Raw genomic sequence first — 13,926 nt, forward strand, 5'->3', positions numbered from 1 at the left:
TCCATGGCAGTGACCACGACGACCACCACGGCGGTCGCCGTTCTGCGCGACTGGCGCAGTTGGCCGACGGTCTTCGCGACGCTCTGGCGGCGTTCGCTGCGGTTCCGCACGCTGACCATCACCCTGCTCGCGACATCACTGGCCATCTTCATCACCTGCGTGACGATGGCCCTCGTGATTCAGAACGACCTCTTCATCTCGCGGAAGAACGTCGTCCTCGAGGATGCGCGTCGCGCGATCGACGATGCACAGAGCAAGCTCGATGTGGCAGAGGTCGGTGATGATCCTGCCGCACTGCAGGAACTCTGGCGGAGCATCACACAGGGACTGGCTCGCACTTCGAGTGCCGAGCAGCTCGCGGGTTTCCGCATCGAGAAGGGGCCCAACCCGCTGCGACTGAACGGCTTCACGCAGGGTGGCCTGACCGCGAACCAGCTGAGTGACGGGCTCCGCAACCGCGTGAAGGAGTTCGACTACCTTCAGGCCTGGCAGTCGATCGCACTCGTGAGCGACGGGGGCCGGGAGGTACCGGGGATCGTGGTCGGGCAGCAGCTCCAGGTCCCGGAGGCCGGGCCGTTCGAGATCTACTTCGCGTACGACCTCGGCGACGCGGATCAGACCCTGGTCTTCGTGCAGCGCACCCTGTGGATCGCGGGAATCGGCCTCGTGGCGATCGTCGCAGCGATCTCCTGGGTCGTGCTGCGCACGGTCTCGACACCGATCATCCAGGCGGCCGAGACCAGTGCGCGTCTGGCTTCGGGTGATCTGGGAGTGCGCCTCGAGGTGCGGGGCGAGGACGAGCTGGCCACTCTCGGCCGTTCTTTCAACGCGATGGCCGACAGCATCGAGTCGCAGATCAAGGAGCTCGGTGAGCTCTCGATGGTGCAGCAGCGATTCGTCTCCGACGTCTCGCATGAGCTGCGCACCCCGCTGACGACGATCCGCCTGGCCGCGGACATGCTGAACGATCAACGAGAAGAGTTCGACCCGACGACGGCGAGAACTGCCGAGCTGCTGTACACGCAGGTGCAGAGGTTCGACATCCTGCTGTCGGACCTGCTCGAGATCAGCCGCTACGACGCCGGATCCGTACAGCTCGAACTGGAGGCGACGAGCCTCGCCCACGTCGCCGAAGACGTTATCGAGCAGATGCGACCGCTCGCCGAGGGGCGGGGCACGGAGCTCAGACTCGTCGCTCCGGGCGGATACTCGCCGGTCGACATGGACCCGCGCCGGGTCCGCCGAGTGCTGCGCAACCTCATCGGTAACGCGATCGAGCACGGCGAGGGCCGACCGATCGTCGTGACCGTCGACAGCAATCAGCATGCGGTGGCCGCTGGGGTGCGCGACTTCGGCATGGGGATGGTTCCCGAGGATGCAGTGCGCGTCTTCGACCGGTTCTGGCGCGCGGACCCCTCGCGGCAACGTACGATCGGCGGCACCGGCCTCGGCCTGTCGATCTCTCTGGGCGATGCGACTCTGCATGGCGGGACGCTCGGAGTCTGGTCCGAGCTCGGTGAAGGCACCAACTTCGTGCTCACACTGCCCCGCCACGGGACGGTGCTGGAGGGGGCGAGTCCGATTGCGCTCGAACCACAGGAACCGCTGGCCGAGATCGGCGATGCGACGCAGCCCATCTCCCTCGCCGACCTGGCCAGGGAGCTTCTCGACCGCGAGGACGAATCATGAACGGACGTCGGGCGACGCAGGCGCTGCGGGGCATCGCGCTGGTGCTCGCTGCGCTGCTGCTGCCCGCGTGCACGGGATTGCCGATGAGCGGGGATGTGAACGCCGGACTGGAACTGGGCGAGGCGCCTGAGGTCAACGACCTTCTGCTCGTCGCCTCTGGCCCCCCGCCGGGAGCGAGCCCGCAGGAGATCGTCGAGGGTTTCCTGGAAGCGGCGATCACCCCTGCGGACAACTGGAGCATCGCCCGCACGTTCCTCACCCCGGAACTGCAGCCCACGTGGCGCCCCGGAGTCGGCGTATCGATCGATGCGGCCGTGAGCTCACGGACGGTCTCGTCGAGCATCTCGAACAAGGACGCCGAGGATGCGACGTCGGGGGATGTGAAGGTCCAGTTCGATCTCGTCGCGAACGTCGATGAGTTCGGTGCCTACTCCGAGTCGACCGGGGCCTCGAACGTGACGTTCACCGTGCAGCGCCTCGACGACGGGGAGTGGCGCATCTCGAAAGCTCCGGACGGGATCGTGATCGACGAGTCGCGGTTCTCGCTCGTGTTCGATGGCTACCCCCTGCAGTACTTCGATCAGAGCTGGACTCATCTGGTTCCGGATGTGCGCTGGTTCCCCCGGCGCACGAGCATCGCGACGACCGTCACACAGAACCTCATCGGTGGGGCTCCGAGCCCCTGGCTGGCGCAGTCCGTGCAGTCGGCATTCCCCGCGGATGTGGAGCTCGCGCAGGATGCCGTGCCGATCGTGGAGCAGGTCGCCGAGGTCGCCCTCACAAGCGCGGCGGCGCGCCTGAACCAGGCGACGCTCGCCCGCATGCGCACTCAGCTGGAGGAGACCTTCGAAGCTTGCGGGGTGCGCGTGTCGCAGGTGAGGTTCACGGTCGACGGTCGTTCGCTCAACGCAGGCATCGTGAAGCTGCGTGACGAGACGGTCGATCCCGGTTCGCTCATCCTGACCGATGACGCGTTCGGCGCCATCGTCGGCGATCAGATCTCGCCGATTCCCGGCATCAGCGAGGAGATCGTCGGGCTGTCGCAGGACGTGGCGGCGATCGAGGTGGCTGCGGACTCCTCGCAGGCCGCCGTCCAGCTCGCAGACGGGAACGTCTACCGGGTGGGCAACGGACGCGTGGATCAGTTCCAAGCCCCGGTCACGACCGTCGCCCCGTCGATGGACCCGTTCGGGTACACCTGGATGGTGGCTGCGGACGACCCCACAGCCGTGCAGGCGTGGGGGAGCGATGTCTCCGTCGCCCGTGCCGTCGCCAAGGCCTGGCCCACGGCGTCGGCCATCTCCGCGTTGCGGGTGTCAGCGGACGGCGCCAGAGTCGCTGCGGTGATCACCGTTGGCGGTCAGCACTGGGTGGTCGTCGCAGCGATCGTGAGAGACGACGGCGTGCCGGTCGAGCTCGGTCCCGCCAATCAGCTCACCAGGATCGACGATGCCGCCCATGATCTGGTCTGGCTGGGAGCGACGCTCCTCGCCGTGCTGATACCTGGCGAGGGGACTCCGCTGCTGACCCAGATGGTCGGTGGCCCCGGGACCGTCGAAGCCGCGCCAGCGGGAGCAGACTCGCTCGCGGGGGCACGCACGGCCACGGGAGTGCGTGTGCGGGACGCTGAGGGCACTCTCTTCGCGCACTCCGGGTCCGCGTGGCGGGAGATCGCGTCTGGCGTCCGGGTGCTGGCCACCCGAGCTGGCGAGTGAGGGCGAGCGGCACTCGCCCTGCACCGCGCGAGAGTGCACGGAGTTGTCCCCGCCGCCCGGCAGGCTGACCTTCCCATCGGCTGCCCCTGGCCGAGGATCGGCGCATGTCCTCCTCGTCGCTGCGAATGCCACTCCGCCGCATCCTCTCTGAACTGGCCGGGCTCCTCCTCGCCGCGTCCTGCGCGGGGTGCGGGGAGCCGGGGGAGCTGTTGTGCACGGTATGCCGCGCAGAGCTCACGTCGTGCCGGGTGGACACCATCACGCCGGATGGTCTCACCGTGCATGCCGCGCTCTCGTTCGACGGCGTCGCGGCGCGATGCATCCGCCGTCTCAAAGGTGAAGGCGAGACGCTGCTCGCCGGTGTGCTCGGTGACGCGCTCGCTCCGGTTCTCGACGAGGTATCGGCCTCAGGGGCGATAGTCGTGCCGGTGCCGACCAGCCGCGCCGCATTCCGCCGCCGCGGCTATCGGGTACCAGACCTTCTCGTCCGCCGAGCCGGAGCGGAACCGGTGGACCTGCTCATCCACGAGGGTGAGCGCGAGGATCAACGCGGTCTCGACGTGCGTGAGCGCCGCGACAACGTCCGAGGGAGCATGCGCGCACGGCATCGCGGTGCAGGGGAGCAGGTCGTGGTGGTGGATGACGTCGTCACCACCGGTGCGACGCTGGACGAGGCAGCGCGAGCCCTCAGGCAGGCAGGATTCGAAGTGCTATCCGCCGTTGCGCTCGCCGCCACGCCGCGTCACCGAAGACTCATCGAGGACTCATCGGCGACACGGAGGAAATGACCCGTGACATCCGTCCACGGGCGGACTACGGTTGGGGGTCACAAGGCGACCACGGTCCGCCCTTGGCCGGGAGGACCGGGACAAGGAGGCAGCAATGGAAACGAGCATCGTTGGCGTCGGGGTGGGTATCACTGACCGATTCCGCACCGTTGTCGAAGAGAAGATCGCCAAGATCCAGACGTTCGCCGGACGCGCGCAACGCCTGGATGTGAAAGTCACGCATCGCGTGTATCGCAACGGCCACGTTCCGGACGAGACTGTCGAGCTCACACTCGTCGGCAAGGGTCCGGTGGTGCGAGCGGAGGCGACGGACGGCGACAAGTTCGTCGCTCTCGACCTGGCGGTCGACAAGATGTCGGAGCAGCTGCGACGCGCGAAGGAGAAGCGAGTCGACGGTCGACAGCACCCGCGCGGTGCGCATTTCGAGAAGGGCAGCGGTGCCCTGGAAGGAATCGATGTGCAGCCGGCATCCGTGGAGGTCCTCCACGCGGTCGCGACGGGCAACGTCCCCGTGCAGAACGATGAGGAAGAGGCGTACTCGCCCGTCGTCATCCGCACCAAGAGCTTCGATGCGGAATGGATGACCGTCGAGGAGGCGGTCGACCGCATGGAGCTCGTCGGACACGACTTCTTCCTGTTCGTCGATGTGCGCAGCGACCACCCCAGCGTCGTGTACCGCCGCAAGGGCTGGGACTACGGTGTGATCGCGTTGAGCACCCAGGCGCCGCCGGCGGAAGCCCTCGCGTCCTGAGCTGAGACAGATCCGAGAAACACGAAGCGGCCCGGTTCCGAGAGGAACCGGGCCGCTTCGTCGTCGCGCATGGTCAGTCGAAGATGCCGTCCAGGAGGCTGCCGATCACGAGACCGCCGAGGATGCCGGAGGCGATGTCGCCGCCTCCTCCGCCACGGCGTCCGCCGCCGCCTCCCCAGCCGCCTCCGCCGCCCCATCCGTCGTCCTGGGGGCGAGAGGAGTCGATGTCGCGCTGGGCGAGTTGGAGAGCTTCCGAGGCGAGGTGGGCGACGCGCCGGGCGCCGGCCAGTGCCGCTTCGCGCGTCTCTTCGGCGGGGAGCATGTCGGACAGATCGATGCGCAACCGCTCGGCCTCAGCGAGCCGCGTGCGGGCGTCCGCGCCGATCCACCCGCGATGACCGGCGATCAGGCCGCGTGCGACGCCCAGCTGCCGATCCGCGTCGTCGATCGCGTGCTGCACCTGCTGCACCGAAGGCAGGGGGTTGGCGGCGCGATGCTTCGCCGTCGCGATCGCGTCGTCCAGAGCCGTGTTGGCATCCCGGAGCTGCGAGAGCTCGGCGAACGGGTCGTTGCGGGCGCCGGAGGGAGCGAGCGCACCCAGGGCTGCCTGCAGAGCCGACACGGCCGACGTGACGGCCGGTACCTGGGGGGCGGTGCGCGCCGCGATCAGATCGCCGCGGGAGTCCGCTACGACCTCGGCGAGCGTCGACTCCGCACGCAGGGCCTCGATCTCGAAGTCCTCGACCGCATCGAGGAGCGCGGAGGCCCGCCGAGTGGCTTCTGTGGCGGTCTCCAGTGCGACGTTCGCCTCTTCGTTCTGCTTCGCAGCCCGCCGGCGCTCGGACACCGAGGCGCCGTGGACGGCGAAGGCGATGAGCTGTTCAGCCTCCGCTGCGCTCGCCGCGATCTGCGTCATGGCGGAATCCGCATAGCGACTCGAGAGGCGCTCGACCGCGGCCTTGGTCTGGGGGATACGCGCGCTCAGGGCCTCGGCGTCCGCTCGCACCTGGGCGATGATCTCGGGGGCACGGCGCACCTTCGCGACCGAGGCGGCCAGCACGTCCGTCTTCTCGTCGAGCAGATCCTGCGCCCAGTCGCACAGCTGGATGATGCGCGCGTTCCTGGTGCGCAGCTCCTCCGCGGTGTCGGGGATCTCATCGTGGTTCAGCTGGTGCATCTGGAAAGCCTCGCGCAGGTGCGTCCGCACTGCGGCGAGGGCCTTGCGCAGGTCGGCGGTCAGTGACTCGCCGAGTTCCGCCTCGGCGAACGCCAACTCATCGGACGTGGTCCGGATGCGCTCGTCCGCCGCAACCAGCGCCTGCTCCGCGCGTCGCGCGAGATCGGCGTCCTGAGCGGCGAGTGCTTCCTGCTCGCGCTTACGTCTGCCCCAAATTCCAGCCATGTGCTGATCCTACTTTCCGAGTGCGATGCGATGGCTGAGCATCCGCTTCAGGCGAACGCCGGAGGAACGCGTCACGCCGCGTCGACCCGCGCCGGCCGACCTCTCTTCGGGCGTTCGGTGGTGAGCGCGAGCGAGAAGGCGGTCGCGGGGTGCTGGGAGAGGCGCTCCTCGACGCGATCGAGCCATCGGGTCTCGGCCTCGGCGGCGAACAACATCGAGTCCATCACCAACGACCAGGCGAGCTCTTCCGGGCCGCCTGCGCTCTCACCGCGGTATCTCGCCTGCTGCAGGGCGTGCAGCTGTGCCAGGGACTCCACGCGCTGTGCGCGGATGACGGCTGCCACATCCGTTCCAGGGAGAGTTGCGGCGACCGCGAGCTTGACCGCGAGCTCATCACGCGTCGTGCTGTTGCGCACGACGGGGGAAGCCAGCCATCGGGCGACCTCGAGGGAACCGTCCTCGGTGATCTGCCAGTACACGTGACCGCGTTCATCGGCCTCACCTCGCCGGACGAGCCCGTCTCGTTCGAGGCGCTCGAGCGTGTTGTAGATCTGCCCGACGTTGAGAGTCGACGTCGCCCCTGTGCGTCTGTCGTACTCGTGCTTCAACTGATAGCCGTAGCAGGGGCCTTGATCCAGGATGGCGAGCAGGCTCTGGCGCACCGACATGATGATCTCCCGTCGAGACGAATGCGATACCGAGTATATGCATACCCGATATGCATCCGTGGCGGATGCGGGGACGCGTGCAGGCGACGTGCAGGTCACGGGCCGGTAACATGACAACATATGCCTGGCGATCGTCTGAACGTCCGCCGGCTTTTGACCCACCAACAGGGAGATGACATCCGTGGCCAATCCTCTTGAGAAGCTGCTGCGCGCCGGTGAAGGACGGATCATCCGTCGTCTGAACCAGGTGGTCAAGGCCGTAGGAGCGCTGGAAGAGGACATCTCCAAGCTCACCGATGACGAGCTTCGCAACGAGACCGCAGAATTGCGCGCCCGGTTCGAGAAGGGTGAGTCCCTCGACCAGCTGATGCCGGAGGCCTTCGCAGCGGTGCGCGAGGCGGCCAAGCGCACGCTCGGCATGCGCGCGTACGACGTGCAGATCATGGGTGGCGCCGCACTCCATCTCGGCAACATCGCCGAGATGAAGACCGGTGAGGGAAAGACGCTCGTCGCGACGTTCCCGGCCTACCTGAACGCGATCGCCGGCCAGGGCGTCCACATCATCACGGTCAACGACTTCCTCGCCAGCTACCAGGCGGAGCTCATGGGTCGAGTGTTCCGTGCGCTGGGCATGACCACGGGCATCATCGTCTCGGGTCAGACTCCGGCGGTGCGCCGCGAGCAGTACGCCGCTGACATCACCTACGGCACGAACAACGAGTTCGGCTTCGATTACCTGCGTGACAACATGGCGTGGCGCAAGGAAGATCTCGTGCAGCGTGAGCACTACTTCGCGATCGTCGATGAGGTCGACTCGATCCTCATCGACGAGGCGCGCACGCCGCTGATCATCTCCGGCCCCTCGTCGGGTGAGGCCAACCGTTGGTTCGCGGAGTTCGCGAAGATCGCCCGGACTCTCGAAGTCGGTGAGGACTACGAGGTCGACGAGAAGAAGCGCACCGTCGGCGTCCTCGAGCCCGGCATCGAGAAGGTCGAGGACTACCTCGGCATCGACAACCTGTACGAGTCTGCGAACACTCCGCTGATCTCGTTCTTGAACAACTCCATCAAGGCACTCGCCCTGTTCAAGAAGGACACCGACTACGTCGTCATGAACGACGAGGTCATGATCGTCGACGAGCACACCGGCCGCATCCTGGTCGGCCGTCGATACAACGAAGGCATCCACCAGGCCATCGAGGCCAAGGAGGGCGTGCCGGTCAAGGCGGAGAACCAGACCCTCGCGACGGTCACGCTCCAGAACTACTTCCGCCTCTACGACAAACTCGCCGGTATGACCGGTACGGCGGAGACCGAGGCCGCCGAGTTCATGTCGACTTACAAGCTCGGCGTGATCCCGATCCCGACGAACAGGCCGATGATCCGCAAGGACCAGTCGGATCTCGTGTACAAGAACGAGACGGCCAAGTTCGCCCAGGTCGTCGAGGACATCGCAGAGCGTCACGCCGAGGGCCAGCCGGTGCTGGTCGGAACGGTCAGCGTCGAGAAGAGCGAGTACCTCTCGCGCCTGCTCGCGAAGAAGGGCATCAAGCACGAGGTCCTCAACGCGAAGAACCACGCGCGCGAAGCTGAGATCGTCGCCAGGGCCGGGCGTCTCGGCGCCGTCACCGTGGCGACCAACATGGCCGGTCGCGGCACCGACATCATGCTCGGCGGAAACGCGGAGTTCCTCGCCGTGCAGGAGCTCAAGGCCAAGGGACTCGACCCTGTCGAGACGCCCGAGGAGTACGAGATCGCCTGGGACGAGACCTACGAGGTGATGAAGGCCACCGTCGCCGGTGAGGCCGAGAAGGTCATCGAGGCCGGCGGACTCTACGTCCTCGGTACCGAGCGCCACGAGTCGCGGCGCATCGACAACCAGCTGCGCGGACGTTCGGGGCGTCAGGGCGACCCGGGCGAGAGCCGCTTCTACCTGAGCCTCACCGACGACCTGATGCGGCTGTTCCAGTCCGGAGCCGCTGAGGCGATCCTGTCGCGCACCAACTTCCCCGACGATGTCCCGATCGAGTCCGGGCTCGTGTCCCGAGCCATCCGCAGCGCGCAGTCGCAGGTCGAATCGCGCAACGCTGAGATGCGAAAGAACGTGCTCAAGTACGACGACGTCCTCAACCGTCAGCGCGAGGCGATCTACACCGACCGTCGCCACATCCTGCACGGCGATGACATCGCCGACCGTGTCCAGCACTTCATCGAGGATGCGATCACGGGCGTCGTGAACGACCACACGGGCGAAGGCCACAACGAGAGCTGGGACTTCGACGCCCTGTGGACCGAGCTGAAGACGCTCTACCCGGTCGGTGTCACGATCGACGAGGTCGTCGCAGAGGCCGGCGGACGCAAGGGCGGCATCTCGGCCGACGGCCTCACGCGTGAGCTGCTCTCTGATGCGAAGATCGCCTACGAGAAGCGCGAGGAGTCGCTCGGCGACGCCGCAACGCGTGAACTCGAGCGACGCGTCGTGTTGCAGGTGCTCGATCGCCGCTGGCGCGACCACCTGTACGAGATGGACTACCTCAAGGACGGCATCGGCCTGCGCGCGATGGCACAGCGCGATCCGCTCATCGAGTACCAGCGCGAAGGCTACGCGATGTTCCAGTCGATGATGGGCCAGATCAAAGAGGAGTCGGTCGGTTACCTCTACAACCTCGAGGTCGAGGTGCGCCGCGCCGGCGATGCGGAGACGACCGAGGTCGAGGCGAAGGGGCTGTCGGTGGATGGCGGCGAACAGCGCCTCGAATACTCTGCCGCGAATGACGCGGGTGAGGTCGAGGTGCGCAACGACCGTGGCCAGGTACAGCAGGCGGCGACGGATCGCCTGCGCCAGGCCGCCGTGGCACGCGACGCCGCAGAACCGGCCGCCGAGCCTGAGCAGGGCGCGCGTGGCGCCTTCGGGCAGCGGACGGATGCGCCGGCACAGCCGACCGCCGGCAACCGCGAGCAGCGCCGCGCCCAGAGCAAGAAGAAGAAGTAGCAGTACCGGTGAGAAGGGGTCGATCCTGAAGGATCGGCCCTTTCTCCTTAATCGGCGGGCGGTTACCGGTCGAGGCCGTGCATGCAGAGGGGAGTAGGAGCCTGTGACCAGCGCAGATGAGGGTGTTCTCGAATCCACCAGGGTCGCCGATTGGCTCCGTGACGCCATTCTCGACGGTGTCAGATCCCCCGGAAGCCGTCTGATCGAACGAGACCTGGCCGCCGAGTTCGGCGTCAGCAGGGTTCCCGTGCGTGACGCCCTCAAGATCCTCGAGGTGGAGGGACTGGTGACGTTGCGGCCGCGGACCTGGGCGATCGTGCGCGAGTTCACCGCGTCGGACATGACGGATCTCGATGAGGTCCGCTCGGTACTGGAACCGCTCGCTTTCCGCCGGGCGGCAGAGCGGCACCGTCGCAACGGTTTGGACGAGCTGCGGCGTGCTCTCGACGAGGAGACGATCAGCGCGGCGGCCGGCGATCCGATCGCATCACGTCGAGCAGCGGCCGACTTCCACGAGCAGGTGACCGTCCTCACGGAGAACCGGGTGCTCGGAGACCTCATGCAGGGCATGCGCAGCAAGCTGCGCTGGGGGCTCTCGCAGCACGACGATCTCGCGCACGTCACGGAGCAGCATCACGCGCTCTTCCAGGCGATCAGCGCACGTGACGGCGACCTCGCTGAGGAACTCGCGCTGGCTCACATCGAGAGCAGCCGCCTCGAGCGCGAGGCGCACATGCGTGCCGTCACGGTCCCGGGGGCGTCGCCACGGGTGCACGAGGAGTCCTCGCGACGGTTGTAGGCTTGCTCGATGACACCATCGCGCACCTTCGACCAGTCGTCGAAGCTCAAGAACGTCCTGTACGAGATTCGCGGAAACGCCCTCGTCGAGGCGGCGCGTCTGGAAGCAGAGGGTCACAAGATCCTCAAGCTGAACACCGGGAATCCGGCGATCTTCGGATTCGATGCGCCTCACCAGATCGTCCACGACATGCTGGCCGCGCTGCCGACGGCACACGGCTACAGCGACAGCAAGGGCATCGTCTCCGCACGTCGTGCGGTGGTCAGTCGCTATGAGGAGATCGAGGACTTCCCGCGCTTCGGGCCGGACGACGTGTACCTCGGCAACGGAGTCTCCGAGCTGATCACGATGACCATGCAGGCGCTCCTCGACGAGGGCGACGAGGTTCTGATCCCGGCACCCGACTACCCGCTGTGGACCGCGATGACGAGCCTCGCCGGTGGTACGCCCGTGCACTACCTCTGCGACGAGGAAGATGCGTGGCAGCCCGACCTCGAAGACATCCGTTCGAAGATCACTCCGCGCACCAAGGCGCTCGTGATCATCAACCCCAACAACCCGACGGGAGTCGTCTACTCGCGGGAGATCCTCGAAGGGCTGGTGCAGATCGCACGGGAGCATCAGCTGCTCCTGCTCTCGGACGAGATCTACGATCGCATCCTCTTCGACGGAGCCGTGCACATTCCGACGGCAACCCTGGCTCCCGATCTGCTGTGCCTGACGTTCAACGGCCTGTCCAAGACCTATCGCGTGGCCGGATACCGATCCGGGTGGCTGGTGATCACCGGGCCCCAGACGCACGCCAAGGGTTTCATCGAGGGGATCACCCTGCTGGCGTCGACGCGTCTGTGCCCCAATGTGCCGGCGCAGCATGCCGTACAGGCCGCACTTTCCGGGGTCCAGTCGATCGATGCTCTCATCGCACCCTCGGGGCGTCTGCACGAGCAGCGCGACATCGCCTGGGAGGGGTTGGAGAGGATTCCGGGGGTCTCCTGCGTCAAGCCGGAAGGCGCGCTGTACGCCTTCCCGCGGCTCGATCCTGAGGTGCACGAGATCCGCGACGACGCGAAGCTCGTCTACGATCTGCTCGTGTCGGAGCACATGCTGCTGGTGCAGGGCACCGGATTCAACTGGCCGACGCCTGACCACCTCCGCCTCGTCACTCTCCCCGAGCCGCGCGTCCTGAGCGAGGCCGTCGAAAGACTCGGGAACTTCCTCGCGAGTTACCGCCAGTAGCGGCTGAAACCGGGGTCGGCGCCATCGAGGCGGCGAGCCCGCGGATCGACGCCACCAGCGATGATCGCGGAGTGACGTCCGACATCGGCCGCGCATGGAGCAGAGCGGCGTCTGCCGCACGCTGGTCGAACGGGAGGAAAGTGACATCCGTGATGCCCGCGAATCGTTCGAGTGTGTGCCGGATCTGACCGCGCGCATCGATTCCGAGCGGTCCTGACCGCACCCGGTTGATGACGACGCTGGTCGGCGTCGGCCCCGCGAGTCGGCGCAGCTCCGCATGGTCGCGGAGGAAACGACTGATACCGACGGGGTCCGCCGACGCGACCGCGATGATCGCATCCGCCTCTCGCACGGACGCCGTCGTCGCGGCGTGTCTTCGGGGACCCGCCATGTCATAGGTCGCTTCGTCATCGGCGTCGAAGGCGCCGTTCACGTCGACGACGGTCTCGTCGGCCCAGAGCCGACAGGCTTGCAGCGCGGCTGTGAGTCGCGCTGCCGAGAGCTCGGGCCACCGCGTCGGCCGGTTGATCCCGGGGAGCACATCGAGATCGCCCCCGCTGGTCTCGACGCTGCTCGCGAGCCGCGTGAGCTCGCGCGCGTCGAGCCCTCCGAGCTCCGCGCGCCGACAGGCTGCCGCGATGCCCGGCGCATCGTCGCTGAGCCCCAGCAGCAGGGCGAGCGAGGGGGCGACGGTGTCGGCGTCGACGAGTGCCGTCCGGCGTCCGGAGCGCGCGAGTTCGACGGCGAGTTGCACGGCAACGCTCGAGCGGCCAGGGGCGCCCTGCGGCCCCCATACCGCGATGACCCGCGGGGCCTGACGTGCCTCTCGGCGGGGGGAAGCGGGGATGTCCTGGAGCAGTGCGGCGGCGACTTCCCACCCGCTCGCGCTACTCGGGAGCCCGGCGCCGATTCCGAGACGACCGAGCACCCGGCTGTCGGTCCCGCCCAGGGCCAGGATGCGGACCCCGGCGCGATCGCACGCGGAGATCAGCTCGGACGTCAGGATCGAACGCGCGGCCGGAACCACTATGGCCTCGACGTCGGCGAGGAACGTGCGGATGGCTTCGAACGCAGGGGCCGCCGTCGCAACGACCGTGAGGCCTTCCAACTCCAGCTCGGAGGCCAGTTCTCGCGCACGCGGCTCGGTCAGGGCGAGCAGCACCCTCGTCACGAGCCGGATCCCACCGGCACCACGGAGAGCGCGGAGCCACCGGTGACTGCGGCGAGCACATCCGCGACGTCCGCGCGGTCGATCACCATCTCCACCGCGACACCCGACTCCGCGAGCATGCCGTCCGGCTCCCGCACGTCGCGCACGATCACGTCCGCGACCAGGATCCTGGGTGCCTCGAAGGTGCGGCCGTCGTCGTGCGGCGGAGCATGCCAGAGCTCCACCACGGCTCCCGCGGTCACCTCATCGGGCACCGGCGTTCCGCTCTCCACGACGATCGTGGTGGTGCGGCTGTCGTCGGCGTCACCGATCGCCGAGACCGGAATCAGCTCGCCCTCGGCGACAGTCCGAGCCGCGATGTGTCCCGGCTTCAAGTCCTGCGGCGACAGGTAGTCATCGGAGAGCGTGCCGAGCCCGACTTCGACCACCTGGAAGTCACCCGAGACGAGCGCTTCGCCCTGCGTGATCGTTCTGGTCGCCTGCAGCGCGGGAGCCGTGTGATCGGATGACGAGACGATGAGCCAGACGCCGGAGATGGAGAGTGCGATCAAGGCGATGCCGATGAGGAACCGGACATCTCCCCAGAAGGCACGCCGAGGACGGGAGGGAGTGGTCATGGCGAACATCGTCACAGAGATCGGGAGGGGCGCGGTCGAGTTATCCACAGGAGCGCGGGGGACTCGGGGTTCGAGAGCACGTGGGAGAGAATGGGCTC

11 protein-coding genes are annotated in these 13,926 nt (G+C 67.3%); 7 read left to right on the forward strand and 4 right to left on the reverse strand.

Annotation, left to right across the window (positions count from 1 at the left end; all coding sequences use genetic code 11):
• Nucleotides 1–3: 3 nt before the first annotated feature.
• The 4 genes from mtrB to hpf all read left to right on the forward strand — a co-directional run bounded on the left by mtrB (nt 4) and on the right by hpf (nt 4,943).
• Nucleotides 4–1,689 (forward strand): MtrAB system histidine kinase MtrB, encoded by a 1,686-nt coding sequence (mtrB, locus tag MRBLWO12_RS03675; protein WP_363552801.1) that lies wholly within the window; start codon nt 4–6, stop codon nt 1,687–1,689.
• Entirely contained in the window at nt 1,686–3,404 is a 1,719-nt protein-coding gene (locus MRBLWO12_RS03680) for a GerMN domain-containing protein (RefSeq protein WP_363552803.1), read from the forward strand. The genes mtrB and MRBLWO12_RS03680 overlap by 4 nt, the downstream gene beginning before the upstream one ends.
• Nucleotides 3,405–3,508: 104 nt before the next feature.
• Nucleotides 3,509–4,192 carry a ComF family protein gene (locus MRBLWO12_RS03685; RefSeq protein ID WP_363552805.1) on the forward strand — a complete coding sequence of 228 codons (684 nt, stop codon included), beginning with the start codon at nt 3,509–3,511 and terminating at the stop codon, nt 4,190–4,192.
• A gap of 94 nt (nt 4,193–4,286) precedes the next feature.
• Complete coding sequence (gene hpf, locus MRBLWO12_RS03690) at nt 4,287–4,943, forward strand: ribosome hibernation-promoting factor, HPF/YfiA family (RefSeq protein WP_363552807.1); 657 nt, start codon at nt 4,287–4,289, stop codon at nt 4,941–4,943.
• Between the two features lie 73 nt (nt 4,944–5,016).
• On the opposite strand, the gene MRBLWO12_RS03695 is transcribed toward hpf, so the two are convergent.
• Both MRBLWO12_RS03695 and MRBLWO12_RS03700 read right to left on the reverse strand, forming a co-directional pair.
• A complete protein-coding gene (locus MRBLWO12_RS03695; protein WP_363552809.1) occupies nt 5,017–6,345 on the reverse strand; it encodes a hypothetical protein in 1,329 nt (442 codons plus the stop codon).
• Nucleotides 6,346–6,416: 71 nt separating this feature from the next.
• Nucleotides 6,417–7,013, reverse strand: coding sequence for a PadR family transcriptional regulator (locus tag MRBLWO12_RS03700; protein ID WP_363552811.1), 597 nt, complete (start codon nt 7,011–7,013; stop codon nt 6,417–6,419).
• A 181-nt stretch (nt 7,014–7,194) separates the two neighbouring features.
• Here MRBLWO12_RS03700 and secA point away from each other — a divergent pair, with 181 nt between their 5' ends.
• From secA to MRBLWO12_RS03715, 3 genes are all read left to right on the forward strand, one after another.
• The gene (gene secA, locus MRBLWO12_RS03705; RefSeq protein WP_363552813.1) at nt 7,195–10,005 is read left to right on the forward strand and encodes a preprotein translocase subunit SecA; all 2,811 of its coding nucleotides are present in this window, start codon (nt 7,195–7,197) and stop codon (nt 10,003–10,005) included.
• Nucleotides 10,006–10,108: 103 nt separating this feature from the next.
• On the forward strand, nt 10,109–10,804 hold the full coding sequence (locus MRBLWO12_RS03710) for a GntR family transcriptional regulator (RefSeq protein ID WP_363552815.1): 696 nt from the start codon (nt 10,109–10,111) through the stop codon (nt 10,802–10,804).
• Between the two features lie 9 nt (nt 10,805–10,813).
• Nucleotides 10,814–12,040, forward strand: a complete 1,227-nt coding sequence (locus tag MRBLWO12_RS03715) for a pyridoxal phosphate-dependent aminotransferase (RefSeq protein WP_363552817.1) — start codon at nt 10,814–10,816, stop codon at nt 12,038–12,040.
• On the opposite strand, the gene MRBLWO12_RS03720 is transcribed toward MRBLWO12_RS03715, so the two are convergent.
• Together MRBLWO12_RS03720 and MRBLWO12_RS03725 are read right to left on the reverse strand one after the other, a co-directional pair.
• Entirely contained in the window at nt 11,964–13,211 is a 1,248-nt protein-coding gene (locus MRBLWO12_RS03720) for an AAA family ATPase (protein ID WP_363552819.1), read from the reverse strand. The genes MRBLWO12_RS03715 and MRBLWO12_RS03720 overlap by 77 nt on opposite strands.
• Nucleotides 13,208–13,828, reverse strand: coding sequence for an SAF domain-containing protein (locus MRBLWO12_RS03725; protein ID WP_363552821.1), 621 nt, complete (start codon nt 13,826–13,828; stop codon nt 13,208–13,210). Before MRBLWO12_RS03725 ends, MRBLWO12_RS03720 begins: the two co-directional genes overlap by 4 nt.
• Nucleotides 13,829–13,926: the final 98 nt, after the last annotated feature.

It is taken from the genome of Microbacterium sp. LWO12-1.2 (genome assembly GCF_040675875.1).
In the GTDB taxonomy this organism is placed as follows: domain Bacteria; phylum Actinomycetota; class Actinomycetes; order Actinomycetales; family Microbacteriaceae; genus Microbacterium.